At 66.5% G+C, this 24,123-nt stretch carries 21 protein-coding genes and 1 tRNA gene; 7 read left to right on the top strand and 15 right to left on the bottom strand.

The annotated features are described in order from the left end of the window. Positions 1–24 precede the first annotated feature (24 nt). The 7 genes from BM115_RS21025 to BM115_RS20995 form a co-directional block, all read right to left on the bottom strand. A complete protein-coding gene (locus BM115_RS21025) occupies positions 25–1,209 on the bottom strand; it encodes a ribonucleotide-diphosphate reductase subunit beta (protein ID WP_092298654.1) in 1,185 nt (394 codons plus the stop codon). A gap of 140 nt (positions 1,210–1,349) precedes the next feature. Further along, a complete protein-coding gene (locus tag BM115_RS21020) occupies positions 1,350–4,286 on the bottom strand; it encodes a ribonucleoside-diphosphate reductase subunit alpha (RefSeq protein ID WP_092298652.1) in 2,937 nt (978 codons plus the stop codon). 519 nt (positions 4,287–4,805) lie between these two features. Then, on the bottom strand, positions 4,806–5,402 hold the full coding sequence (ampD, locus tag BM115_RS21015; RefSeq protein WP_092298651.1) for a 1,6-anhydro-N-acetylmuramyl-L-alanine amidase AmpD: 597 nt from the start codon (positions 5,400–5,402) through the stop codon (positions 4,806–4,808). After that, positions 5,395–7,038 carry a sigma-54-dependent transcriptional regulator gene (locus BM115_RS21010; RefSeq protein ID WP_092298649.1) on the bottom strand — a complete coding sequence of 548 codons (1,644 nt, stop codon included), beginning with the start codon at positions 7,036–7,038 and terminating at the stop codon, positions 5,395–5,397. Before BM115_RS21010 ends, ampD begins: the two co-directional genes overlap by 8 nt. A 32-nt stretch (positions 7,039–7,070) precedes the next feature. Continuing rightward, positions 7,071–9,107: a sensor histidine kinase gene (locus BM115_RS21005; RefSeq protein WP_092298647.1), complete on the bottom strand. Its 2,037-nt coding sequence runs from the start codon at positions 9,105–9,107 to the stop codon at positions 7,071–7,073. Further along, positions 9,104–9,394: a PP0621 family protein gene (locus BM115_RS21000; RefSeq protein ID WP_092298645.1), complete on the bottom strand. Its 291-nt coding sequence runs from the start codon at positions 9,392–9,394 to the stop codon at positions 9,104–9,106. The genes BM115_RS21005 and BM115_RS21000 overlap by 4 nt, the downstream gene beginning before the upstream one ends. A 30-nt stretch (positions 9,395–9,424) precedes the next feature. Beyond that, complete coding sequence (locus BM115_RS20995; protein WP_092298643.1) at positions 9,425–10,378, bottom strand: cytochrome C assembly family protein; 954 nt, start codon at positions 10,376–10,378, stop codon at positions 9,425–9,427. A gap of 115 nt (positions 10,379–10,493) precedes the next feature. Between BM115_RS20995 and ffh the strand changes: the two genes are divergently transcribed. Continuing rightward, a complete protein-coding gene (gene ffh / locus BM115_RS20990; RefSeq protein WP_092298641.1) occupies positions 10,494–11,897 on the top strand; it encodes a signal recognition particle protein in 1,404 nt (467 codons plus the stop codon). A gap of 38 nt (positions 11,898–11,935) precedes the next feature. Beyond that, positions 11,936–12,478 (top strand): hypoxanthine-guanine phosphoribosyltransferase, encoded by a 543-nt coding sequence (locus BM115_RS20985; RefSeq protein WP_092298972.1) that lies wholly within the window; start codon positions 11,936–11,938, stop codon positions 12,476–12,478. Positions 12,479–12,522: 44 nt separating this feature from the next. Here the strand turns inward: BM115_RS20985 and BM115_RS20980 are convergent, their stop codons facing one another. The 3 genes from BM115_RS20980 to BM115_RS20970 are packed head-to-tail and all read right to left on the bottom strand — an operon-like array spanning position 12,523 to position 15,946. After that, complete coding sequence (locus BM115_RS20980; protein WP_092298638.1) at positions 12,523–13,440, bottom strand: 2OG-Fe(II) oxygenase; 918 nt, start codon at positions 13,438–13,440, stop codon at positions 12,523–12,525. Beyond that, entirely contained in the window at positions 13,437–14,192 is a 756-nt protein-coding gene (locus tag BM115_RS20975) for a lytic transglycosylase domain-containing protein (RefSeq protein WP_092298635.1), read from the bottom strand. Before BM115_RS20975 ends, BM115_RS20980 begins: the two co-directional genes overlap by 4 nt. 32 nt (positions 14,193–14,224) lie before the next feature. Then, the gene (locus BM115_RS20970; protein ID WP_092298632.1) at positions 14,225–15,946 is read right to left on the bottom strand and encodes a proline--tRNA ligase; all 1,722 of its coding nucleotides are present in this window, start codon (positions 15,944–15,946) and stop codon (positions 14,225–14,227) included. Between the two features lie 185 nt (positions 15,947–16,131). On the opposite strand from BM115_RS20970, the gene BM115_RS20965 reads away from it, so the two are divergent. Further along, positions 16,132–16,842 (top strand): RNA pyrophosphohydrolase, encoded by a 711-nt coding sequence (locus BM115_RS20965; RefSeq protein WP_092298629.1) that lies wholly within the window; start codon positions 16,132–16,134, stop codon positions 16,840–16,842. Continuing rightward, positions 16,835–17,398, top strand: a complete 564-nt coding sequence (locus BM115_RS20960; protein ID WP_092298626.1) for a CNP1-like family protein — start codon at positions 16,835–16,837, stop codon at positions 17,396–17,398. The genes BM115_RS20965 and BM115_RS20960 overlap by 8 nt, the downstream gene beginning before the upstream one ends. A gap of 90 nt (positions 17,399–17,488) precedes the next feature. On the opposite strand, the gene proB is transcribed toward BM115_RS20960, so the two are convergent. The 5 genes from proB to BM115_RS27155 all read right to left on the bottom strand — a co-directional run bounded on the left by proB (position 17,489) and on the right by BM115_RS27155 (position 21,086). Continuing rightward, positions 17,489–18,607: a glutamate 5-kinase gene (gene proB / locus BM115_RS20955; RefSeq protein ID WP_092298623.1), complete on the bottom strand. Its 1,119-nt coding sequence runs from the start codon at positions 18,605–18,607 to the stop codon at positions 17,489–17,491. Positions 18,608–18,681: 74 nt separating this feature from the next. Next, positions 18,682–19,806: an Obg family GTPase CgtA gene (gene cgtA / locus BM115_RS20950; RefSeq protein WP_092298620.1), complete on the bottom strand. Its 1,125-nt coding sequence runs from the start codon at positions 19,804–19,806 to the stop codon at positions 18,682–18,684. Positions 19,807–19,902: 96 nt separating this feature from the next. Next, positions 19,903–20,163: a 50S ribosomal protein L27 gene (rpmA, locus tag BM115_RS20945; RefSeq protein WP_061955320.1), complete on the bottom strand. Its 261-nt coding sequence runs from the start codon at positions 20,161–20,163 to the stop codon at positions 19,903–19,905. Between the two features lie 53 nt (positions 20,164–20,216). After that, positions 20,217–20,528, bottom strand: a complete 312-nt coding sequence (rplU, locus tag BM115_RS20940; protein ID WP_006576525.1) for a 50S ribosomal protein L21 — start codon at positions 20,526–20,528, stop codon at positions 20,217–20,219. Positions 20,529–20,801: 273 nt separating this feature from the next. Next, positions 20,802–21,086, bottom strand: a complete 285-nt coding sequence (locus BM115_RS27155) for a hypothetical protein (protein ID WP_143093927.1) — start codon at positions 21,084–21,086, stop codon at positions 20,802–20,804. Between BM115_RS27155 and ispB the strand changes: the two genes are divergently transcribed. The 3 genes from ispB (at position 21,064) to pilB (ending at position 24,120) form a co-directional block, all read left to right on the top strand. Continuing rightward, complete coding sequence (gene ispB / locus BM115_RS20935; RefSeq protein WP_092298617.1) at positions 21,064–21,993, top strand: octaprenyl diphosphate synthase; 930 nt, start codon at positions 21,064–21,066, stop codon at positions 21,991–21,993. The genes BM115_RS27155 and ispB overlap by 23 nt on opposite strands. A 49-nt stretch (positions 21,994–22,042) precedes the next feature. Next, a tRNA-Pro gene (locus BM115_RS20930) sits at positions 22,043–22,119 on the top strand. 273 nt (positions 22,120–22,392) lie between these two features. Continuing rightward, complete coding sequence (gene pilB / locus BM115_RS20925; protein ID WP_092298614.1) at positions 22,393–24,120, top strand: type IV-A pilus assembly ATPase PilB; 1,728 nt, start codon at positions 22,393–22,395, stop codon at positions 24,118–24,120. Positions 24,121–24,123: the final 3 nt, after the last annotated feature.

Below are 24,123 nucleotides of genomic sequence, written 5' to 3'. Positions count from 1 at the left end.
CCGGGATGTCAGCGCACCATCACTTCAATCCCAGGACAGCGCCCCGCCGGTCTGGTACTCGATCACGCGCGTCTCGAAGAAGTTGCGCTCCTTCTTCAGGTCGATCATCTCGCTCATCCACGGGAACGGGTTTTCCTCGTTCGGGAACAGCTGCTCCAGGCCGATCTGCTGGCAGCGGCGGTTGCAGATGAAGCGCAGGTAGGACTTGAACATCGGCGCGTTCAGGCCCAGCACGCCACGCGGCATGGTGTCTTCGGCGTACTTGTATTCCAGGTCCACGGCCTGCTTGAACAGCTCCGCGATCTCGGCCTTGAAGTCGGCCGTCCACAGGTGCGGGTTCTCGAGCTTGATCTGGTTGATCAGGTCGATGCCGAAATTGCAGTGCAGCGACTCGTCGCGCAGGATGTACTGGTACTGCTCGGCGGCACCGGTCATCTTGTTCTGGCGGCCCATCGCCAGGATCTGCGTGAAGCCCACGTAGAAGAACAGGCCTTCCATGATGCAGGCGAACACGATCAGGCTCTTGAGCAGCTTCTGGTCGTTCTCGGGCGTGCCGGTCTTGAACGACGGATCGGTCAGCGTGTCGATGAACGGGATCAGGAACTCGTCCTTGTCGCGGATCGACTTCACCTCGTGGTACGCGTTGAAGATCTCGGCCTCGTTCAGGCCCAGCGACTCCACGATGTACTGGTAGGCGTGCGTGTGGATGGCCTCCTCGAAGGCCTGGCGCAGCAGGTACTGGCGGCATTCCGGCGCCGTGATCTGGCGGTAGGTGCCCAGCACGATGTTGTTCGCGGCCAGCGAGTCGGCCGTGACGAAGAAGCCCAGGTTGCGCTTGATGACGCGGCGCTCGTCCTCGGTCAGACCATTGGGGTCCTTCCACAGGGCGATGTCGCGCGACATGTTGATTTCCTGCGGCATCCAGTGGTTGGCGCAGCCGGCCAGGTACTTCTCCCACGCCCACTTGTACTTGAACGGCACGAGCTGGTTCACGTCGGTGGAGCCGTTGATCACGCGCTTGTCGGCGGCGTTCACGCGGCGCTCGCTCTGCACGGCGGCGGCGTTCGGGTTGTTGCCCAGGATGCCCGGCTGCGTGGCGGCCGGCGGCAGTGCGCCCTGCTCGTCAGCGGCGGCCAGGGTGGCAGGTTGCAGCGCGGGCTGCGGGGCAGCCTGCGGCTTGGCTTGAACGTCGTCGTCCCAGCTCAGCATGTTATTTCTCCGTTATTCGTAGATGGCTGGCGGTGGCCAGCACTGGCGCCCGCGTCATGGGGGCGCCGGCCCTCTCCCCCGGCCCCTCTCCCGCAAGCGGGCGAGGGGTGCAAACCGTTGGGGGGCTTGTTACGTCTTGCTTACTGGCAGGCTTCGCACTCGTCGAAGCCGGCGTCGCCCGGGCGCATGGTGCAGACCGCGCCTTCGGCTTCCGGCATGGCCGGGGCCGAGGCGGCGGCGGCTTCCAGCGCCGACACGCCACCGTCGCTGCCCGACGACACCGCGTTCAGCGAGCCGCGCGACACCGTGGACTTCTCCACGTGCGTGGCCGCCATCGTGCGCAGGTAGTACGTGGTCTTCAGGCCACGCAGCCAGGCTTGCTTGTAGGTATCGTCCAGCTTCTTGCCCGACGCGCCAGCCATGTAGATGTTCAGCGACTGGGCCTGGTCGATCCACTTCTGGCGGCGGCTCGCGGCCTCCACCAGCCAGCTCGGCTCCACCTCGAAGGCCGTGGCATAGATGTCGCGCAGGTCTTGCGGAATGCGGTCGATGCGGGCCAGCGAACCATCGAAGTACTTCAGGTCCGCCACCATCACTTCGTCCCACAGGCCGCGTGCCTTGAGGTCGCGCACCAGGTAGTCGTTGACCACCGTGAACTCGCCCGAGAGGTTCGACTTCACGTACAGGTTCTGGAAGGTCGGCTCGATGCAGGCCGACACGCCGATGATGTTCGAAATGGTCGCGGTCGGGGCGATCGCGATGCAGTTCGAGTTACGCATGCCGTGCTGCTTGATGCTGGCGCGCAGGCTGTCCCAGTCCATCGACGAGGACATGTCCACTTCCAGGTAGCCGCCGCGCTCGTCGGCCAGCAGCTTGAGCGAGTCCTGCGGCAGGATGCCACGGTCCCACAGCGAACCCTCGTAGGTGCTGTAGCGGCCACGTTCCTGCGCCAGCTCGTTCGATGCCTCGTAGGCGTAGTAGCAGACCGCTTCCATCGACGTATCGGCGAACTTCACGGCGGCGTCGCTGGAGTACGGCGTGCGCAGCACGTGCAGGCAGTCCTGGAAGCCCATGATGCCCATGCCCACCGGGCGGTGGCGCAGGTTCGAATTGCGCGCCTTGTCCACCGCGTAGTAGTTGATGTCGATCACGTTGTCGAGCATGCGCATCGCGGTGCGGATGGTCTTCTGGAGCTTGGCGTGGTCGAGCACGTGGGTGCCGTCGGCCTCCTGCTTCAGGTGGGCCACCAGGTTCACCGAACCCAGGTTGCACACGGCGATTTCGCTCTCGTTCGTGTTCAGCGTGATTTCCGTGCACAGGTTGGAGCTGTGCACCACGCCCACGTGCTGCTGCGGGCTACGGATGTTGCACGGATCCTTGAACGTGATCCACGGATGGCCGGTCTCGAACAGCATGCCCAGCATCTTGCGCCAGAGCTGGATGGCCGGCACCTTCTTGAACAGCTTCAGTTCGCCGCTGGCAGCCTTGGCTTCATAGGCGACGTAGGCCTGCTCGAACGCCTTGCCGACCTTGTCATGCAGGTCCGGGCAGGTGGCGGGCGAGAACAGCGTCCATTCGGCGTTTTCCATCACGCGCTTCATGAACAGGTCCGGAATCCAGTTGGCCGTGTTCATGTCGTGGGTGCGGCGGCGGTCGTCGCCGGTGTTCTTGCGCAGCTCGAGGAATTCCTCGATGTCCAGGTGCCACGTCTCCAGGTAGGCGCAGACGGCGCCCTTGCGCTTGCCGCCCTGGTTCACGGCCACGGCCGTGTCGTTCACCACCTTCAGGAACGGCACCACGCCCTGGCTCTTGCCGTTGGTGCCCTTGATGTGGGAGCCCAGCGCGCGCACGTTGGTCCAGTCGTTGCCCAGGCCGCCGGCGAACTTCGACAGCAGCGCGTTTTCCTTGAGGGCTTCGTAGATGCCTTCCAGGTCGTCCGACACCGTGGTCAGGTAGCACGACGAGAGCTGCGAGCGGCGCGTGCCCGAGTTGAACAGTGTGGGCGTGGACGACATGAAGTCGAACGACGACAGCAGTTGGTAGAACTCGATGGCGCGGGCTTCGCGGTCGCGCTCTTCCAGCGCCAGGCCCATGGCCACGCGCATGAAGAAGGCCTGCGGCATTTCGATGCGCTGCTCTTCCACGTGCAGGAAGTAGCGGTCGTACAGCGTCTGCAGGCCGAGGTAGTTGAACTGGAAGTCGCGCGAGGCGTCCAGCGCCGCGCCCAGGCGGGCCAGGTCATACGTGGCCAGCTTTTCGTCCAGCAGTTCGGCCTGAATGCCGCGGGCGATGAACTTCGGGAAGTACTCGGCGTAGCGCGAGCCCATCTCGGCCTGCGTCACTTCGCCGCCGAGGATTTCCTTGCGGATCGTGTGCAGCAGGATGCGGGCGGTGACCTGGCTGTAGTCCGGGTCCTTCTCGATCAGGGTACGCGCGGCCAGGATGGCGGAGTCGTACACCTGGCTCAGCGGCACGCCGTCGTACAGGTTCTTGAGCGTTTCCTTGAGGATCGGCTCGGCGCTCACGCCGTTGCCCAGGCCGCTGCAGGCGGTGTCGATCAGCTCGTGCAGCGCGGCCAGATCCAGCACGCGGCTCACGCCGTTGTCGTTCACGTTGAAGGCCACGCCCTGTTGCACACGCGCCACGGTCTGCGCATTGGCCTGCGCGCGCTCCTGGGTGCGCTTCTCGCGATACAGCACGTAGGCACGGGCCACTTCATGCTCGCCCGAGCGCATCAGCGCCAGTTCCACGTGGTCCTGCACGTCCTCGATATGGAAGGTGCCGCCGTTCGGCCGGCTGCGCAGCAGCGCGCGCACCACGTTCTGGGTGACCTGTTCCACGATCTCGCGCACGCGCGCGGAGGCAGCGCCCTGGCCGCCGTTCACGGCCAGGAAGGCCTTGGTCACGGCGACGGCAATCTTGTTCGGCTCGAACGCCACCACGGCCCCATTGCGGCGGATGAGCTTGTAGTCCTGATAGTTGGCGCCGGCAGCGGCGGGGGTCTGCTGCGACGTTCCGGCGGCGCCGACAACGCCAGCCGATCCCGTGTTTTGTTGTTCGTTCTGGGCCGTTTGCATGAGGTAACTCCTGTTTTAACCCTTGTAATGAAGTGACAAAGTCCCTAGCAAAATGCGCTTCAGAAGACACTCGACACCGGCCTTGCCGGGGCGAGAACCAAACTGCACAGGCGTTCATTCTGCTAGGGACTCTTGCGATACCGCCGGCCGCGTCACTACTGTGGCGCCGGCGTCGCAATCCATTGCGGCGCAGGCTTCACACCCCGGCCGGTTCCCCGGTAGTACCACTAGATATAGTGGTCACTGCGAAAAACTGGGCTAAGTATAGTGAAACGAATCGGAAAGACCAGTCTTGACAAGTCAGATGCCGGTCTGGGGACGGGGTGTGCGGCGGCGCCACATTCCCGCAAGCCGCGCTACGCCAAGGGATGGCGGCGGCCCGTGCGCCACCGCACAAATTTTCTAAAATTTTTTTATCGTGGCGAGTCGCCGATAGGCGGCCCAAGTGTGGGGATTTCACATCGCTGTCACGCGGGCGAATGCCTGAATATGAGGCATCGTGCACAAGGGGGCGGCGGGTCAGAAACCACCCCGTCGATAAGGCAGCAGCGCTGGCGTCACATCGGCCAGTCTGGCGAATCGGTCCCAGTCGAAGTGCGGGCCGGGGTCGGTTTTGCGGCCGGGGGCGATGTCGCTGTGGCCGGCGATGCCGGTGATCGGGTAGGTCGTGCGCAGGGCGGCGACGATGCGGGCGGCGGTGTCGTATTGGCCCAGGGTGAAGGGCTGGTCGTCGGCGCCTTCGATTTCGATGCCGATGGAGAAGTCGTTGCAGCGCTGGCGGCCGCAATAGGCTGACTGGCCCGCATGCCAGGCACGTTGCGTACACGCCACAAACTGCACCAACTCGCCCTCGCGGGTGATCAGGAAGTGGGCGGAGACGCGGACGTCGCGGATCGTTTCGAAGAACGGGTGGCGGGCGGTGTCGAGCCGGTTCTGGAAGAACGCCTCGATGTCGCCCGTGCCGAACTGGCCCGGCGGCAGGCTGATGTTGTGCAGCACCACCACGTCGACGGGCATGCCCTCGGGGCGGGTGTCGAAGTTGGGCGATGGCACGCGGCGCGCGGCCGGCACCCAGCCGTCGGCGTCTGGCAGCCAGTCTGCGGCCACGTCAGCCATCGCGGCCCTCGCCTTCCGCCATCGATTCGCTGTCGTCGCGCCCTTCCCGGCCATCGCGCCCTTCGCGTTCGTCGCGGATCTCGAGTTGCTGGATGCGGTAGCGCAGCTGGCGGAAATTCAAACCCAGCAGCGGCGCGGCCGTGGTGCGATTAAAGCCGGTCTGGCGCAGCGCGCGCAGGATCAATTCGCGCTCGAGGGCCTCGAGCCGGGCCGGCAGGTCGATGGGGAACGTGACGTCGCGCAACGCATCGACCATCGGATCGATGGATGGCTGGGGCGGCGGCGGCGCCTCGGCCACGGCACCCCCCGCCTCCGGCGCCGTCAGGCTGGCCGCCGACCAGGCCGGGCTGCCCCAGGTCTCATAACCGGTCGGCGCGGTCTCCGGCACCGGCACGGGCGCGCCTTGCAGCAGGCTGGCGCGATCCACGCCGGCTTCGAGCGGCCCGAGGTCCGCCACCGCGATCTCGTCCGATTCGGCGAAGGCGTAAGCGCGTTCCAGCAGGTTTTCGAGTTCCCGCACGTTGCCGGGGAAGCGGTACGCCGCCAGCCGCGCCAGCGCCGGGCCGGACAGCCGGCGCGGGCGCGCATCGCCGTAGCGCACGGCCAGGTGTTCGAGGATGACCTGCGCCAGCACCGGAATGTCCTCGCCCCGCTCGCGCAGCGTCGGCATGCGCAGCTCCAGCACGTTCAGGCGGTAGTACAAGTCCTGGCGGAACGATCCGGCGGCGACCATCGCAGCCAGATCCTTGTGGCTCGCGCACATCACGCGCACGTCCACGGTGTCTTCCCGACTGGCGCCGATCTTGCGCACGCGTCGCTCCTGCAACGCGCGCAGCAGCTTTACCTGCATGGTCAGCGGCAGGTCCGCCACCTCGTCCAGCAGCAGCGTGCCGCCGTGCGCGGCGTGGAAGAAGCCGCCGCGCTCGGCGTCGGCGCCCGTGAACGCGCCCTTCACGTAGCCGAAGAATTCCGACTCCATCAGCGTCTCGGGAATCGCCCCGCAGTTCACGGCCACGAACGGATGCGCGGCGCGCGCGCTCACGGCGTGGATGGCGCGCGCCGCGCGCTCCTTGCCGCTGCCCGATTCGCCACTGATCACCACCGGCGCCATGCTGCGCGCCAGCCGCGACAGCGAGCGGCGCACGTCCTGCATGGCCGGGGACAGCCCCGGCAGCAGGCCGGCGGCGCGGTCGGCGGCTTCAGCGGCCTCGGCAGCCTCGGCGCTGCGCGCGCCGCCCTCCGCCGCGCCGCGCTGCTGGCGACCCAGCGCGTTCAGGATCAGGGTGCGTAGCTGGTCGAGCGACACCGGCTTGGCGATGTAGTCGAACGCCCCGGCCTTGAGGGCATCGACGGCATTGTCGGCGCTGCCGTAGGCGGTGATCACGGCCACCGGCGTGCGCTCGGGCGAGGCCGACAGTTGCCGCACGATGTCGATGCCCAGCCCGTCGCCGAGCCGCATATCGGTCAGCACCAGGCTGTAGCGGCGCTCCGCCAGTCGCAGCCGCGCCTCGGCCAGCGAGCCGGCCATCACCACGTCGTGCCCCATGCGGCGCAGCGAGATGTCCAGCAGCTCGCGCAGGTCGGCCTCATCGTCGATGACGAGAATCGGATCGGGAACGGGCGGTCTGGCGGACATGGCGTGGGGGTTGGGTTGCGGGGGGCGGCGGATCAGGCCTGGGCGGCCGTTACAACGTCGGGCGTCTCGATCCGCATCGTCAGCACGAACGCCTTGGCCGGCAGTGTATCGCGAGCGCCGGGCCCGAGCAGCCCTGTGCGATCCAGCAACGGTTCCAGCGCGATGGTGCCGTAGCGCACCTGGGCGTCATTGGCGCCGCACAGCTCGCGCGCCATGAACAGGCCCAGCCCGGTGCCCTGGGCGTTGCTGGTGAAGAACGGCTCGAACAGGCTGCGCTGCTGCTCGCGCGTGACCTCGGCGCCATCGTTCCAGACGATCAGTTCGGCATGGTGCTGATCCAGCGCATGGGCCAGCAGACGGATGGCGCCCGGCAGCCGGCTGCAATAGCGCCAGGCGTTATCGAGCAGGTTGCCGAGCACCTGCTGCAGTTGCGCGGCATCGAAGATCACCGGGCGTTGCAGGTCCACGGCGAGGCGGATGGCATTGGCGTTGATATCGGCGCGCGGGCCGCCGCGCGAGCGCATCTCCAGCCGCCAGCGTTCCACGATCTCGGGCAGCGCCTGGCCCAGCTCCACCGCGCTGTGGCCGGTGCGGGGGCGGCGCGAGAGTTGCAGCACATCGGACACCACCTGATCGAGCCGGCGCACGTTGTCGCTGATGATGCGCAGCAGCCGGGCGTCGATATTGCCCTCGCCCGCCCCGGAATCGGCCAGCAGCTCGTTGGCCTGGCTGATGGCCGCGAGCGGGTTGCGGATCTGGTGCGCCACGCTGGCCACCAGTCGGCCCATGCCGGCAAGTTTCTCCTGCTGCACCTGCTCGGCAATCCGTTCCCAGCTTTCGATGTGGACCAGCACCGTGTCGCGCATCTCGCTGCGCAGCAGCGTCTCGTCCTCGGGGCTCCAGGCCATGGCCTCGTTCTGGGCGATGGCCAGACGCAGCCGGGCCGCGCCTTCGGGCGACATGTCGTTCCAGCCGACGGTATCGAGCGCGCTCGGCGCGGTCAGCGCCCCGCCCAGCGTGGAGCGCAGCCCGGCCAGCCCCGGCAGCACGAAGCGCAGCCGCAGGCGGGTATGCAGCATCGGCCCACCCAGCGCCGACGGGCGCGACGGCAGCGGCAGTAGCTGCAGGATGCGCGGCACATCGTCATTGGTCTGGATCCAGTCGCGCAGCATTTCCATCAGCGGCTGCAGGCGCGGGATGCGGCGCAGGTCGAACAGCACCTTGTCGCGCTCGCCGGCGCGCACCTGCCCTTCCCGGATCCGCTCGTGCGGCTGCACGCCCAGCAGCACCACGGCCGCGGGGTTGGCGGCCACCACCACGCCGTTGGCGCGCACCAGCATCACGCCGTCCTGCATGTCGTTGACCATGAGCCGGTTCACCAGTTGCTGCAGGCGCAGTTCCTGCTCGCGCGCCAGCGCAATCTGCTCCTGGGCGATCTGCCGGTTGGCGAGCATGTACATCACCAGCGCGGCGATCATGAACACCAGGCCGAACAGGCCGGAACCGAGCAGGTTGGCATCGGCCTGGCGCACCAGCAGCGTCTGCACGAAGGGCTGGCCCATTACCACCAGCGCCGACACCGCCGCCGTGAACAGCGCGAACATCAGGCTGGTCAACGCCCCGGCCTCGAGCGCCGGCAGCAGGAAGATCATGGCGAGACCTTCGGCGTGGCTGCCCAGCCGGCCCACCACCGCGAAGATCCCGGCCAGCAGCGCCAGGTCGACCATCACCTGTACGCGCACGCGCACATGGAAATGGCGGCGCCACAGCGTGCCCACCAGCGTGACCATGGCGATGCAGAGGTAGGGGAGCACCACCGGCAGCGCGGCGGCCATGCGCGGATTGGCGGCGAGGGTGGCCGCGGCACCGGCGGCCACGCCAGGATCCGGCGCGGCGCGTTCCAGCGGCAGCCACACGTAGCCCACCAGCAGCAGCGCCACGGCCGCGCGGGTCCAGCAGAAATAGCGCAGCAGGCGCCAGTGGAATTCAGGCGGCTCGGGTTGGCGCCACAGCTCGACCAGCACGCGCCAGCCGTTGAGGCGGGACCAGGCCGAGCGGCGCGAGGTCATGGGCGCGCGTCGGTGTCGCCATGGCCGGACATCTCCGAGCCATCGGGCAGATGACTGCGCCGGCAGTAGTGCAGGCCGTTCCAGCCGATGGCCTCGCCACGCGGCAGGTGCACGCCGCACTGGGCGCACTGGACCATCGGCTCGGACGATGCCGCGCCTTCGGTCTTGCGCTGCGCCGGGCCAGGGCGGGCGGTCGGCTGCTCGTGCGCGTCGCGGGCGGCCGCGCGCTGGCGCAGCCACCAGATGATCGCCAGCACAACGGCCAGCAGGAGGAAGATTCTTGCCATGGGGGCGATGACGATCAGGAGATCACTAGATCAGGAGAGGCGGTGCAGCACCACTTCGATCACGAAGCGGCTGCCCACGTAGGCCAGCAGCAGGATGCCGAACGAGGCGATGACCCAGCGCAGGGCGGTGCGCCCGCGCCAGCCCCGGAAATGCCGGCCGACCAGGATGCCGCCGAACATCGCCCAGGACAGGATCGCGAACACGGTCTTGTGGTCCACGCGGAAGGCCCGGGCGAACAGCTGCTCGGAGAACAGGAAGCCGGACAGGATGGTCAGCGTCAGCAGCACGAAGCCCGCCGCGATCAGCCGGAACAGCAGCTTTTCCAGCGTCAGCAGCGGCGGCAGCAGGTCCAGCCAACGGCCCAGCCATTGCCCGGACGATGCTTCGGCGCTGGTCGGCCGGTTGAAGCCATGGAGCCGGCGCTCGGCCAGCAGCATCAGGAAGGCGTGGAACGCCGCCAGCGTGAACAGCCCATAGGCCACGTTGGCGATGACGAAATGGAGCTTGAACAGCGGCCGCGCGGCGTAGCCGAGGATCTGCGCGCCCGGGAAGGCCAGCGGCATCAGGCCGGCCAGCATCGCCACCGGAAAGACGATCAGGCCGAGCCCGGCCAGCGAGAAGAAGAAGCTTTCGATCCAGTAGATGCCCACGCCCAGCCACAGCATGGCGGAGAGCGCGAAGGCGAAGCCGAACATCATGCGGTCTGCCGGGAAGATGGTTTCGTGCAGCAGCATGCCGTGGCTGACCAGCGCGCCGAGCACCACGGCGTGCCACCATGCGGGCTGGCCGTCCGCGCGGCCATCGCCGGGCGGCGCCATCAGCACGGCCGTGGCGGCGCCAGGGCGCCCGCCGGGGCCCGGATGGCCCGGATGACCGACAGCACCCCCGCCAGCGGCCGCCAGCCGGGGGTTGCGCGTTGCCCAGCCGTGAAAGGCCAGGCCGCAATAGAGAAGTGCCGTCAAGGCATACAGTACAATGGCCATTTGCGCAGTTTACCCTAGGGCCTGTCCCTCGTGCCCTTGTCCGTGATGCCTCACGACAACGCCACGCGCGCGCCCCATCCACGCCGAATCACGAGCCGAACCTCTCCCCACTGCCATGCTGGATAACCTCACACAACGCCTGGCGCGGGTCGTCAAGACCATGCGCGGCGAGGCCCGACTGACCGAGGCCAACACCGCCGAGATGCTGCGCGAAGTGCGCCTTGCCATGCTCGAAGCCGACGTGGCGCTACCCGTGGTGCGCGAGTTCGTCGCCCGCGTCAAGGAAAAGGCGCTCGGCGAGGAAGTCGTCAGCAGCCTCACCCCGGGCCAGGCCCTCGTCGGCGTGGTCCAGCGCGAGCTGACCGCGGTCATCGGCGGCGACGAAGCCGTCGACCCCAAGCCGGGCGAGCAGAAATCGGGCGAACTGAACCTGAACGTCCAGCCGCCAGCGATCATCCTGATGGCCGGCCTGCAGGGCGCGGGCAAGACCACCACCTCCGGCAAGCTCGCCAAGTGGCTTAAGGAGAACAAGAAGAAGAAGGTGCTGACGGTGTCGTGCGACGTGTATCGCCCCGCCGCCATCGCCCAGCTGCGCACGGTGTCCGAGCAGGTTGGCGCCGACTTCTTCCCGTCCGAGCCGGACCAGAAGCCCGTGGACATCGCCCGCGCGGCGCTGGACTGGGCCCGCAAGCACTACCACGACGTGCTGATCGTCGATACGGCCGGCCGGCTCGGTATCGACGAGGCGATGATGGCGGAAATCGCCGCGCTGCACGCCGAGCTGAAACCGGTGGAAACGCTGTTCGTGGTCGACGCCATGCTCGGCCAGGATGCCGTGAACACCGCCAAGGCGTTCAACGACGCGCTGCCGCTGACCGGCGTGGTCCTGACCAAGCTCGATGGCGACGCACGCGGCGGTGCCGCGTTGTCTGTACGTCACATTACGGGCCGTCCGATCAAGTTCGTGGGGGTGGGCGAGAAGCTCGACGGCCTGGAGCCGTTCTACCCCGACCGCATGGCCCAGCGCATTCTGGGCATGGGCGACATCCTCGCACTGGTGGAGGAAGCCCAGCGCGGCGTGGACATGGACGCCGCCGAGAAGCTCGCCAAGAAGATCAAGAAGACCGGCGGGTTCGATCTCGAGGACTTCAAGGCGCAGATCGGCCAGATGAAGAAGATGGGCGGCATCGGCAGCCTGGTGGACAAGCTGCCGGCCCAGTTCGCCCAGCAGGCGCAGGGCGCCAATATGGATCAGGCCGAGAAGTCGGTGCGCCGCATGGAGGGCATCATCAACAGCATGACCGCCGCCGAGCGCGCCAAGCCGGAGCTGATCAAGGCCAGCCGCAAGCGCCGCATCGCGGCCGGCGCCGGCGTGCCGGTGCAGGAAGTGAACCGCCTGCTGAACCAGTTCGAGCAGATGCAGGGCATGATGAAGAAGCTCAAGGGCGGCGGCATGATGAAGATGATGCGCCAGATGGGCGGGATGAAGGGCGGCATGAAGGGCCTGTTCAACCGCTAAGCATCGCCCAGACCCACAGATATAAGGACAGAGACATGATGATGACCGCAGACCAGGCCCGCGAACTCTGGGCCAGCTCCGAGGAAATCGTTAGCGCCGCGGAAGTGCAGGATTCGCTGGACCGCATGGCCGATGACATCACCGCGCGCATGGGCGATGCCTTCCCGCTCGTGCTGTCGGTGATGGGCGGCGCGGTGGTCTTCACCGGCATGCTGCTGCCGAAGCTGCAGTTTCCGCTGGAATTCGACTACATCCACCTGTCGCGCTACAACAACAAGACGGTGGGCGGCGAGATGCAATGGCGCGTGGCGCCGCGCGAGTCGGTCAAGGACCGGGTGGTGCTGGTGTTGGACGACATCCTCGACGAAGGCGAGACCATGGCGGCCATCCGCGAGCGCATTCTCGACATGGGCGCCAAGGAATTCCACGCCGCCGTGCTGTGCGAGAAGACCCTGCTCAAGGCCAAGCCGATGCACCCGGACTTCTGCGGCTTCAAGGTGCCAGACCGCTACGTCTTCGGCTGCGGCATGGATGTGAAGGGCTACTGGCGCAACCTCGGCGCCATCCGCGCGCTGGTCTGACTCCCGGACTGGCCTGATTTACGGCGCGCGGCCGTCCGTCGGACTCAGCTTCCGACCCGGTACGGCCGCTCGCGCAGCCACTTGGTGGCAATCCACTTCTCCCCTGACACCACCGGCATGCCGCCGTGCAGCGTGCGGTCGTCCAGCGTGCCGTCCGGCAGCTTGTAGCTGAAAAACACAGCATTGCCCTTGACCGGGGCCACATCCAGCCCGATTCGCGGGAAGGTGGTGGCGCCGCCGGCCGGCGTGCTGTTCAGGTAGATCACCAGCGTGGCCACGCGCTGGCCGCCCACGGCCATCTGGCGCGCCTCGCCCGGATTCTTCGGATTGAAATAGTCGTAGTGCGGCTGGTATTCGGCGCCAGGCTTGTAGTTGAGCACCTGGAAGCCCTCGCCGTGCTCCATCGGCACGCCGGTCACGGCGGCGATGCGTGCCTCCAGCACTTCGAGCAGCGGGTGCTCGCCGACCTGGAACATCGCGCCGGTGCTGGTACGGGCCTCGTGGACGTTCTCGTCACCCGTGGCGGGATTGACGACGGACGAGCGCTGCATGCGGTCACGCGAGAGCGCCACCAGGGCGTCGCACTCGGCCTCGCTGAACAGGCCCTGGAGCAGCATCACGCGCGGCGCCTCGATGCGGAACAGCACCGGGATGTCCAGGCCCTCGTCGCGGATGGCGTTGCCGGCGGGGTCCGGGCCCACCATGTCGGACTTCGGCCGTACCCGGGCGGCGGGCGCCTTGGTGGCGTCGGTGGTGGCCGGGTGCGGCTGGCCCAGCGCATCGGCCACCATGGCCCGGGCGAAGGTCGCGTCGTAGCCGGCGCGCTGCATCGACAGCACCAGCGCATCGGCGTTGAATCCCTGCTTGATATGGCGGGCCAGCCAGCGCTCCAGTTCCGGCGAGGAGGCGTGGTAGCCCTGCCCGGCGGCCCCGGCAGCGTCGGTGCGGGAGTCGAATGTCATGACGGATTGGCCAGTCGCTGCGGCGAAAACGGGTTGCGCGCAGGGGACTCCGGCGGCAGGCGGCGCGAGGTGGCCGGCGGCGGCACGGCGGCTGCGCCCGGGTCGCCGGCGATCGTCACCGTCGATTCCGAATACTGCCAGCGCTTCCACGCGCCCAGCACGGCGTTCGGGTACTCCGGCCGGCCCCGGCTGCCGTTGTAGCGGCCGAGCGCCAGGAACAGGTCGCCGTTCTCGCGGTCCAGGTAGTGGCGCAGGATGGTGCAGCCGTAGCGCAGGTTGCTCTGGAGGTGGAACAGCTTGCGCACGTCGCTGTCGCCGATGGTACGCACCCAGAACGGCATGACCTGCATCAGCCCACGTGCATCGGCCGAGCTGATCGCATATTTCCGGAAGCCGCTTTCCACCTGGACCAGCCCGAGCACCAGCGACGGCTCCAGCCCGGCCCGCTTGGCCTCGTAGTAGACCGTCTCGATCAGTTCCACGCGGATCTGCGGCTCGGGAATCCGGGATTCGAGCCGGCGCGACATCTCGCCCAGCCATTTCAGGTAGCCGAGCCGCTCGCCGCCCGAGGCGAACGCCGGGCGGACGGGCCTGCCATCGGCAATGGCCGCCGCCAGCGCGCCGCGCACGGAGTCGGCCAGCGCCTCCTCCTTCTGCGCCCCCGCATGGGCCGTGGCCGCCGCGACGGCCAGCAGCAGGCCGCCGGCCAGCACGGACCAGCGGCGGGGGGTGAACAGGCGTGACGCGTGCATCGGCTTCCTTTTCCTTACTTCAACAGCGGATTTCAGCTGGCCAGCTGGGTGCGCACATAGCCCACCACGTCAGCCACGGCCACCGGGGTGGCCTGGGCGTCGCGGCGGCCCTGGTATTCGACCTTGCCTTCCTTCAGGCCACGGTCGCCCACCACCACACGGTGCGGCACGCCGATCAGTTCCCAGTCGGCAAACATCACGCCGGGGCGCTCGCCACGGTCGTCCAGGATCACATCGACACCGGCCGCCAGCAGCTCGGCATGGATGCGGTCGGCTTCCGCGCGCACAGCTTCGTTGCGGTCGTAGCCGACCGGGCAGACCACCACCGCGAACGGGGCGATGGCGGCCGGCCAGATGATGCCGCGCTCATCGTAGTTCTGTTCGATGGCAGCGCCAAGAATCCGCGTCACGCCAATGCCGTAGCAGCCCATCTGCATCGGCTGGGTCTTGCCGTTCTCGTCGAGGTAGGTGGCGCTCATCGACTCGGAATACCGGGTGCCGAGCATGAACACGTGGCCCACCTCGATGCCCCGGCAGATCTCCAGCGTGCCCTTGCCGTCCGGCGAGGCGTCGCCGGCCACCACGTTGCGCAGGTCCGCCACGATCGGCTCGGGCAGGTCGCGGCCCCAGTTCACGCCGGTGTAGTGGTAGTCGCGGTCATTGGCGCCACAGCAGAAATCGGCCATGTTGGCCACCGTGCGGTCCGCCACCAGCTTCACCGGCTTCTTCGTGCCGATCGGGCCGAGGTAGCCGGGGGGCGAGCCGAAGGTGTCGACGATCTCGTTCTCGGTCGCGAAACGGAAATCTAGCAGGCCCGGCACCTTCGACGCCTTGACCTCGTTCAGTTCGTGGTCGCCACGCAACAGCAGCAGCCAGATCTCGGCGCCGGCGTCGGTGTCCTTGGCCAGCACGATCGACTTCACCGTGCGCACCAGCGGCATGTTCAGGAATTCGGCGACGTGCTCGCACTTGGCCTTGCCCGGGGTGTGGGTCTTGGCCATGGCCTCGGCCGGCGCGGGACGGGCGGCGTCCAGCGGCAGCGCCTCGGCGGCTTCCATGTTGGCGGCGTATTCCGAGGTGGGGCAGTAGACGATGGCGTCCTCGCCGGTATCGGCGATCACGTGGAACTCGTGCGAGCCCGAGCCGCCGATGGCGCCGTTATCGGCCGCCACAGCGCGGAATTCCAGGCCGAAACGCTGGAAGATGCGCGTGTAGGTGTCGTACATGTTGCGGTACGAGCCCTTCAGGCCGTCCAGGTCCCGGTCGAAGGAATAGGCGTCCTTCATGGTGAACTCGCGGCCACGCATGATGCCGAAGCGGGGCCGGCGCTCGTCGCGGAACTTGGTCTGAATCTGATAGAAGTTCACCGGGAGCTGCTTGTAGCTGCGGATGTCGCTGCGGGCGATGTCCGTAACCACTTCCTCGGAAGTCGGCTGCATGACGAAATCGCGCTCGTGGCGGTCTTTCAGGCGCAGCAGCTCCGGGCCCATCTTGTCCCAGCGGCCGGTCTCCTGCCAGAGTTCGGCCGGCTGGATCACGGGCATCGACAGTTCCAGGGCGCCGGCGCGGTTCATTTCCTCGCGGACGATGTTCTCCACCTTGCGGATCACGCGCAGCCCCACCGGCATGTAGCTGTAGATGCCGGCGCCGACCTTTTTGATCATGCCAGCCCGCATCATGAGTTTGTGCGACACGATTTCCGCGTCGGCGGGGGCTTCCTTGAGGGTGGAAATGAAGAATTGCGAGGCTTTCATCCGTTGCTTTCTCGTGAGTCGGGCAGTGCCCGGCAGCGCCGGCCTGGCCAGGCGCGGCATTTCATTTGGCGGGACGCGCCGGAAACTGCCCTTCCCGCTCGGGGAAAACCAGCATTCCCGGCGTCAGGCCGACCCGCGCGCTTCCTTTATAATCGACGTAATTCTAAAGGATTCGAGGTGCAGTCATGCTCGATCGTGAAGGCTTTCGCCCGAACGTCGGCATCATCCTCATCAACGCACGCAACGAGGTTTTCTGGGGCAAGCGAATCGGCGAACACTCCTGGCAGTTTCCGCAGGGCGGCATCAAGTACGGCGAAACGCCGGAACAGGCCATGTACCGCGAGCTGCAGGAAGAAGTCGGCCTGCTTCCGGAGCACGTCAGGATCGTCGGTCGCACGCGCGACTGGTTGCGTTATGAGGTGCCGGACAAGTTCATCCGCCGCGAAATCCGCGGCCACTATAAGGGCCAGAAGCAGATCTGGTTCCTGTTGCGCATGGTCTGCCGCGATTGCGACATCCACCTGCGTGCCACGGACCATCCCGAATTCGACGCCTGGCGCTGGAGCCAGTACTGGGTGCCGCTGGACGCGGTCATCGAATTCAAGCGCGATGTCTACCAGATGGCGCTGACCGAGTTGTCGCGCTTCCTGAATCGTGGCCGCGCGCCGCTGAGTCCCTATGGCACCCATGGTCACCATGGTTTCCACGGGAATCACGGCCATCCTGGCCACAACGGGCACCATGGCGGCGAGGGCCGGCATGGGGACGACGCACGCCCGGAAGAGCCAATGGCTGTGTCCGGCGTCGTGCCTGAGACCGCCGCCACGGCGATCCAGGAAGCCGTGCCCGCTTCGCCGGCCAGCCCGGCACCTACCCAACGGAGTTCCGATGACTAGTTTCACCGGCCGGCGCGTGCGCGCCGGTCTGTTGCTCGCCGCCGCCTGCCTGGCGCTGGCCGGCTGCAAGACCACCAGCAAGGGCCTGCCCGAGGAAGAGTCCACCTGGGTCAACCCGTTCGAGGAAAAGGTATTCAAGGAGGCCGACACCGGCCTGCCGGCGCTGCCCCAGGAAGCGGACCTGATTCCGTTCTCGGTCAACGGCAGCGGGGATTTCCGCTTCGCAGTGGACAGCAAGTCCATCAGCGTGGGCCCGGACAAGGTGGTGCGCTTCACCGTGGTCATCACCAGCCCCGGCGGCGGACGCAATGTGAACTACGAAGGCATGCGCTGCGACGCGTTCGAGCGCAAGCTCTACGCCACCCTGCCGCAGGGCGCCACGGCCTGGATTCCGAACCGGGCCGACGACCGCGACACCTGGTATCGGATGGAAACCCGCGCCCGCAACGCCTACCCGGCCGCGCTGGCCACCGACTTCTTCTGCGAAGGCCGCACCGTGGCCGGCAGCCCGGAGAAGATGATCAAGGACCTGCGCGCCTACGCGCCGCGCCGCTAACCCGGCGCTTCGGCAAGGCTGGAATGCAAAACGGCGAGGCCCTGGGGCCTCGCCGTTTTGCTTCATCTTGCCTCGGTTTGTCGTCAGAAATCAGACGAGTACGAGGTTGTCCCGGTGAATCAGCTCCGGCTCGTTCAGGTGGCCCAGCACCGATTCGATCTCGGACGAAGGCTTGCGGGCAATCAGCCGCGCCTCGGCGCTCGAATAGTTGGTGATGCCGCGCGCCACCTCGTGGCCAGCCGGGCTCACGCAGGCGATCACCTCGCCACGCGCAAATTCGCCCTGCACCTCCACCACGCCAATCGGCAGCAGCGACTTGCCGCCGCTGGTCAACTTCTCCACCGCACCGTTATCGATGACCACCCGGCCGCGCAGCTGCAAGTGATCTGCCATCCACTGCTTGCGCGCGGTCAGGCGGCCGGTCGGCGCCAGCAACTGGGTGCCGATGGCCTCGCCTTCGGCCAGCCGGCCCAGCACGTCGGCCTCACGGCCCGAGGCGATGGTGGTGTGGGCGCCGGACTTCGCCGCGCGCTTGGCCGCCAGGATCTTGGTCAGCATGCCGCCCCGCCCGATCGACGTCCCGGCACCGCCCGCCATGGCTTCCAGTTCCGGCGTGCCGGCCAGCGCCTCGTCCACGAACCTGGCGTTCGGGTCCTTGCGCGGATCGGCCGTGTACAGCCCGCGCTGGTCGGTCAGGATGACCAGTGCGTCGCCTTCGATCAGGTTGGTGACGAGCGCGCCCAGCGTGTCGTTGTCGCCGAACTTGATTTCGTCGGTCACGACCGTATCGTTCTCGTTGATGATCGGCACCACGCCGAGCGAGAGCAGCGTCAGCAGCGTGGAGCGCGCGTTCAGGTAGCGTTCCCGGTCGGCCAGGTCGGCGTGGGTCAGCAGCACCTGCGCGGTGCGGATGCCGTAGCGCCCGAACTGGCTTTCGTAGACCTGGGCCAGCCCCATCTGCCCGACGGCGGCAGCGGCCTGCAATTCGTGGATTTCCTTGGGCCGGCGCACCCAGCCCAGGCGCTGCATGCCTTCGGCGATGGCGCCGGAGCTGACCAGCACCACTTCCTTGCCGGCGCCGCGCAGCTTGGCGATCTGGGCTGCCCAGCGCGCGATGGCGTCGTGGTCCAGCCCCTTCCCATCATTGGTGACCAGGCTCGAGCCTACCTTGACGACAATGCGTTTTGCCTGGGCGATGACCGATTGCATGGCGAGGATCCTGTCTCCGGGTGCCGGGGTGTTCTGGTTATTCTGCGGTACTGGCTAGCCCTCGCCGCAAGGCGTCAGGCCTGGTTGCCCTGATCACCCTGATCGCCAACGCCGGCATCGGGCGCCACGTTGTGCAGGCGGTCGTCCAGACGGATATCGGGCTCGGCCAGCGCGGCGGCCTCTTCGGCCTTGATCGCGGCCAGATGGTCCTTGATCGCGTAGATCAGCTCACGGCAGCCCTCGCCAGTCAGCGCCGAAATGTGGAACACGGGCCCCTTCCACTTGTAGCGCTTGACGAAGTCCTTCATGCGCGTGGCGCGCTCTTCATCCGGCACCACATCGAGCTTGTTCAGCACCAGCCAGCGCGGCTTCTCGTACAGCGTTTCGTCGTACTTCTTCAATTCGTTGACGATGGCACGCGCCTCGGCCACCGGATCGACGTTCTCGTCGAACGGGGCGATGTCCACAATGTGCAGCAAGAGGCCCGTGCGCTGCAGGTGGCGCAGGAACTGGTGACCCAGCCCGGCACCTTCGGCGGCGCCTTCGATCAGGCCGGGAATGTCCGCCACCACGAACGATTGCTCGTGGTCCACACGGACCACGCCGAGGTTCGGATGCAGCGTCGTGAACGGATAGTCGGCCACTTTGGGACGCGCGTTCGAGATATGCGAGATGAACGTCGACTTGCCCGCGTTCGGCATGCCGAGCAGGCCCACGTCGGCCAGCACCTTGAGTTCGAGCCGCAGCATGCGGCGCTCGCCGGGCTTGCCGTCGACCTGCTGGCGCGGCGCGCGGTTGGTACTCGACTTGAAGTGGAGGTTGCCCCAGCCGCCCATGCCGCCTTCGGCCAGGCACACGGTCTGGCCGTGCTCGGTCAGGTCGGCGATGACCTCGCCGGTGTCCATGTCCATGATCAGCGTACCGACCGGCATGCGCAGCGTGACGTCCTCGCCGGCAGCGCCGTAGCAATCCGCGCCACGGCCGTTCTCGCCGTTACGGGCCACGTGCTTCTTGGAGTAGCGGTAGTCGATCAGGGTGTTGATATTGCGGTCGGCCTGCGCGAACACGCTGCCGCCCCGCCCGCCGTCACCGCCATCGGGGCCACCGAAGGGCACAAACTTCTCGCGCCGGAACGACGCACTCCCGTTGCCGCCATTGCCGGCAATCGCCTCGATTCGGGCTTCGTCGATGAACTTCATATTGGTCTTCCCAGATGGATCGGGCCGGCTTTATTCATGCCAGAAATGAAAAGGCCCCGCAAGTGTTGCGGGGCCTTCGGGCTGCAAAGGCTGTTATCAGGCCGCCGGAACGACGCTGACTTGCTGCTTCTTGGCAGCGCCCTTGACGGCGAACTGCACGTGACCGTCCACTAGTGCGAACAGGGTGTGGTCCTTGCCGATACCCACGTTATCACCAGCGTGCACGCGAGTGCCGCGTTGGCGAACGATGATGCCGCCGGCGTTGATGGCCTGGCCACCGTACACCTTCACGCCCAGACGCTTCGATTCCGAATCACGGCCGTTCCGCGTGGAACCGCCGCCTTTTTTCTGTGCCATGTCTTAACTCCTGTTTACCTGATTGCGTTGAATACCTGTTGTCCGAGCAATGCTCAGGCAACGATGGCTTCGATGCGCAGTTCGGTGTAATTCTGACGATGGCCCTGGCGCTTCTGGTAGTGCTTGCGACGGCGCATCTTGAAGATCTTCACCTTGTCGTGACGACCCTGGGAGATCACGGTAGCCTTGACGGAAGCCCCGCTCACCAGCGGCGTACCAAACTTGATTTGGTCGCCGGCGCCCACTGCGAGCACCTGGTCCAGCGTGATTTCTGCGCCAATGTCTGCCGGTATCTGTTCTACTTTAAGTTTTTCGCCAGCAGCAACCTTGTATTGCTTGCCGCCGGTTTTTACGACCGCGTACATTGTCGAACCTCTCGATGTGAATGAAACGTTGAATGCTGCCCCGGTATCTCACGGGACCGGCGCCGTTTCGTGCGCCGACTTGCTGCTTTGCCGTCCGGCGGCTCGCCGTATACAGCGCAAACCAACCGAAGGAACCGGCGATTGTAGACCAGTTTTCCAGAAAGCGCAAAGGGCGCGATACGGAAAGGTCAAAGAAAAGCCAACGGAAACAAATACATAGCCTGCCGGAGTGTTGCGCAGCGGCGACTGGCGCACTTCGCGCCGGAATGCGGATCAGATCAGGTCGGCGAGCAGGAACCCGGCAAGGGCGGCAAACGCCACCCACCAGGCGGTGCGGCGGACCTGCCTGCGGGAGGCAGGGGCCTTGTTCATGCCGTCATTATAGATAGGCGCCGCCCCTTCCGGGCCGTTCTGGCCGCATGCAAGCGGCCATGGCGACACCGCGATCGCATATAATCCACCGGTTTTGCGAACCGGTGATTCCATCTTGTCCCAGTCTTCCGCCACTGCCTTGCTTGCCCCGGTCGCTGCCGACATGCGCGCCGTCGATGCCGTCATCCGGCGCCGCCTGTCTTCTGAAGTGCCCCTGATCGAGCAGATCGGCGAATACATCATCGGCGCGGGCGGCAAGCGGCTGCGTCCGGTCATCCTGCTGCTTTCGGCGCGCGCGTTCGGCTACGAGGGCCATCGCCATCACGAACTCGCCGCTGTGGTGGAGTTCATCCACACCGCCACGCTGCTCCACGACGACGTGGTGGACGAATCCGAGTTGCGCCGTGGCCGCCAGACCGCCAACGCGGTGTTCGGCAACGCAGCCAGCGTACTGGTGGGCGACTTCCTCTATTCGCGCGCCTTCCAGATGATGGTCGAGGCCGGCAGCATGCGCATCATGGAGATCCTCTCCAATGCGACCAACGTGATTGCCGAGGGCGAGGTCCTGCAGTTGCTGAACATGCACGACCCGGACGTGACCGTGGAGCGCTACCTCCAGGTGATCCGCTACAAGACCGCCAAGCTGTTCGAAGCCTCGGCCGAACTGGGCGCGGTGCTGGCCGGCGCGGACCCCGCCATGGAAGAAGCCGCGGCCGAGTACGGCCGCCGCATCGGCACGGCATTCCAGCTGATCGACGACATGCTCGACTACACGGCCAGCGCCGAGCAGATGGGCAAGAACGCCGGCGACGACCTGCGCGAGGGCAAGCCCACGCTGCCGCTGCTCCACCTGCTCGAGCACGGCACCGCGGAACAGCGCGAACTCGCGCGCGAGGCCATCGTCCAGGGCGGCACGGAACACTTTGATGCAGTCTTCTCGGCCATCCATGCCAGCGGCGCGCTGGAGGTGACGTTTGCCGCCGCGCAGCGCGAAGCAGAAGCCGCGGAAAAGGCGGCAATGCAATTTCCCCCTTCCCAACTGAAGGAAACGCTGATACACTTGTGTGCTTTCTCGCTGCAACGTCAGTCGTAACAACGCACCGACAAGTCAGCGCGAAAAAACCCTAGCAGTACCAAGAAATCGGGGTGTAGCTTAGCCTGGTAGAGCGCTACGTTCGGGACGTAGAGGCCGGAGGTTCGAATCCTCTCACCCCGACCAGATTTCGATGTCATGCGCCAGCGTGATGTCCACGAAAAAGCCGCACAGCAATGTGCGGCTTTTTTCGTTTCCCGCCCCCCTTCCCCCTCCCCCGCGCAAGTAGGGTTGCGGACGTGTCGCGCAAACGCCAACGCGCCCGCCCCGTCGCTTTACAAAAAGTGACCCCGGCGGCAAACTGCCCCGGTCCGGGACCCTCTGCACCCGATCCCGCCGCAGTCAAACGCGCCGCCGGCCGGCTTCATCCGATCGCGCGCTCATCGCTCGTATTTCGCCATGACATTAGGCCTTGCGCTCGCCCAGAGCCGACGGATCGCCCCCGCGCTACTCGCGCAGCTCGAGCAATCGGCCCGGGAGAAGAAGTCGCAGCTGATTGACGAGATCATCGGCAGCGGCACCATGTCTGCCCACGACGTGGCGATCTTCGCCGCCGACAAGTACCAGCTACCGCTGCTGGACCTGGCCCAGTACAACCTCAATCGCGTGCCGCCCGCGCTGGCCGGCAATCGCGAATTCCACGCCCACCGCCTGCTGCCGCTGGGCCGCCGTGAGAACCGGCTCATCGTGGCGCTGTCCGACCCGACCAACCAGGCCGGCGTGGACGCCATCAAGCAGAAATTCAACCTGCCGGTGGAAACCGTGGTGGTGGAGCACGACAAGCTGATGAAGCACGTGCGCGCCGCCGGCGAGGCGCTCGGGACGATGAAGAACATCTCGCCCGTGACGCCCACCGCCACCAAGATGATCGAATACGATCCGGTGGCGGCCGCGGCCGGCGTCCGCAAGGGCGGGCCGGGCAACGAGATCGACGACGCCCCCGTGGTGCGCTTCCTCCAGAAGCTGCTGACCGAGGCGTTCCAGCGCGGCGCGTCGGACTTGCACTTCGAACCGTTCGAGTTCTTCTACCGCGTGCGCTTCCGCGTGGACGGCGTGCTGCAGGAAGTGGCACGCCCGCCGCTCGACATCCGCGACAAGGTCGCCACCCGCATCAAGGTGCTGTCGCGCCTGGACATCTCGGAAAAGCGCGTGCCGCAGGACGGCCGCATGAAGCTGCTGCTCTCGCTGCCCAAGGACAAGGACGCCAAGGAGGTCATCGAGAAAGCGATCGACTTCCGCGTCTCCACGCTGCCCACGCTGTTCGGCGAGAAGATCGTGATGCGGATTCTGGAATCCTCGTCCGACAAGCTCGACATCGACCAGCTCGGCTACGAGCCCGCGCAGAAGGCGCTGCTGCTGGAGGTGATCAAGCGGCCGTACGGGATGGTGCTGGTCACCGGCCCCACCGGCAGCGGCAAGACGGTGTCGCTCTATACGTTCCTGAACATGCTGAACCAGGGCGACATCAACATTTCCACGGCGGAGGATCCGGCGGAAATCCAGCTGCCCGGTATCAACCAGGTGAACGTGAACGACAAGGCCGGCCTGACCTTCGCGGCGGCGCTGAAGTCGTTCCTGCGGCAGGATCCGGACATCATCATGGTCGGCGAAATCCGTGACCTGGAAACCGCCGATATTTCGATCAAGGCCGCCCAGACGGGCCACCTGGTGCTCTCCACGCTGCACACCAACGACGCCCCGACCACGCTCACGCGCCTGATGAACATGGGCGTGGCGCCGTTCAACATCGCGTCCTCGGTGCTGATGATCACGGCGCAGCGGCTGGCGCGCCGGCTCTGCACCTGCAAGCGCGCCGGCGATATTCCCAAGCCGGCCCTGCTCGACGCCGGCTTCACCGAGGCCGACACGGACGGCAGCTGGCAGCCCTACCACCCGGTGGGCTGCGAGCGCTGCAACGGCAGCGGCTACAAGGGCCGCTGCGGTATTTATCAGGTCATGCCGATCACGGAAGCGATGCAGCAGATCATTCTGTCGCACGGCACGGCGCTGCAAATCGCCGAGCAGGCGCGCCGGGACGGCGTGCTATCTTTGCGGGAATCTGGCCTGCTCAAGGTCAAACAGGGCGTCACGTCACTCGAAGAAGTGCTGGCGACCACCAATACGTAAAAC

It is taken from the genome of Cupriavidus sp. OV096 (genome assembly GCF_900115455.1).
Taxonomy (GTDB): domain Bacteria; phylum Pseudomonadota; class Gammaproteobacteria; order Burkholderiales; family Burkholderiaceae; genus Cupriavidus.
The sequence above is the reverse complement of the archived record's forward strand: the minus strand, read 5'-3'. Positions and strand labels throughout refer to the sequence as shown.

What these genes read in the sequence shown, in the direction of transcription:
- BM115_RS21025 (WP_092298654.1), bottom strand. Translation starts at nt 1,209, where the DNA reads ATGCTGAGCTGGGACGACGACGTTCAAGCCAAGCCGCAGGCTGCCCCG.
- BM115_RS21020 (WP_092298652.1), bottom strand. Translation starts at nt 4,286, where the DNA reads ATGCAAACGGCCCAGAACGAACAACAAAACACGGGATCGGCTGGCGTT.
- ampD (WP_092298651.1), bottom strand. Translation starts at nt 5,402, where the DNA reads ATGGCTGACGTGGCCGCAGACTGGCTGCCAGACGCCGACGGCTGGGTG.
- BM115_RS21010 (WP_092298649.1), bottom strand. Translation starts at nt 7,038, where the DNA reads ATGTCCGCCAGACCGCCCGTTCCCGATCCGATTCTCGTCATCGACGAT.
- BM115_RS21005 (WP_092298647.1), bottom strand. Translation starts at nt 9,107, where the DNA reads ATGACCTCGCGCCGCTCGGCCTGGTCCCGCCTCAACGGCTGGCGCGTG.
- BM115_RS21000 (WP_092298645.1), bottom strand. Translation starts at nt 9,394, where the DNA reads ATGGCAAGAATCTTCCTCCTGCTGGCCGTTGTGCTGGCGATCATCTGG.
- BM115_RS20995 (WP_092298643.1), bottom strand. Translation starts at nt 10,378, where the DNA reads ATGGCCATTGTACTGTATGCCTTGACGGCACTTCTCTATTGCGGCCTG.
- ffh (WP_092298641.1), top strand. Translation starts at nt 10,494, where the DNA reads ATGCTGGATAACCTCACACAACGCCTGGCGCGGGTCGTCAAGACCATG.
- BM115_RS20985 (WP_092298972.1), top strand. Translation starts at nt 11,936, where the DNA reads ATGATGACCGCAGACCAGGCCCGCGAACTCTGGGCCAGCTCCGAGGAA.
- BM115_RS20980 (WP_092298638.1), bottom strand. Translation starts at nt 13,440, where the DNA reads ATGACATTCGACTCCCGCACCGACGCTGCCGGGGCCGCCGGGCAGGGC.
- BM115_RS20975 (WP_092298635.1), bottom strand. Translation starts at nt 14,192, where the DNA reads ATGCACGCGTCACGCCTGTTCACCCCCCGCCGCTGGTCCGTGCTGGCC.
- BM115_RS20970 (WP_092298632.1), bottom strand. Translation starts at nt 15,946, where the DNA reads ATGAAAGCCTCGCAATTCTTCATTTCCACCCTCAAGGAAGCCCCCGCC.
- BM115_RS20965 (WP_092298629.1), top strand. Translation starts at nt 16,132, where the DNA reads ATGCTCGATCGTGAAGGCTTTCGCCCGAACGTCGGCATCATCCTCATC.
- BM115_RS20960 (WP_092298626.1), top strand. Translation starts at nt 16,835, where the DNA reads ATGACTAGTTTCACCGGCCGGCGCGTGCGCGCCGGTCTGTTGCTCGCC.
- proB (WP_092298623.1), bottom strand. Translation starts at nt 18,607, where the DNA reads ATGCAATCGGTCATCGCCCAGGCAAAACGCATTGTCGTCAAGGTAGGC.
- cgtA (WP_092298620.1), bottom strand. Translation starts at nt 19,806, where the DNA reads ATGAAGTTCATCGACGAAGCCCGAATCGAGGCGATTGCCGGCAATGGC.
- rpmA (WP_061955320.1), bottom strand. Translation starts at nt 20,163, where the DNA reads ATGGCACAGAAAAAAGGCGGCGGTTCCACGCGGAACGGCCGTGATTCG.
- rplU (WP_006576525.1), bottom strand. Translation starts at nt 20,528, where the DNA reads ATGTACGCGGTCGTAAAAACCGGCGGCAAGCAATACAAGGTTGCTGCT.
- ispB (WP_092298617.1), top strand. Translation starts at nt 21,064, where the DNA reads ATGCGCGCCGTCGATGCCGTCATCCGGCGCCGCCTGTCTTCTGAAGTG.
- BM115_RS27155 (WP_143093927.1), bottom strand. Translation starts at nt 21,086, where the DNA reads ATGACGGCATCGACGGCGCGCATGTCGGCAGCGACCGGGGCAAGCAAG.
- pilB (WP_092298614.1), top strand. Translation starts at nt 22,393, where the DNA reads ATGACATTAGGCCTTGCGCTCGCCCAGAGCCGACGGATCGCCCCCGCG.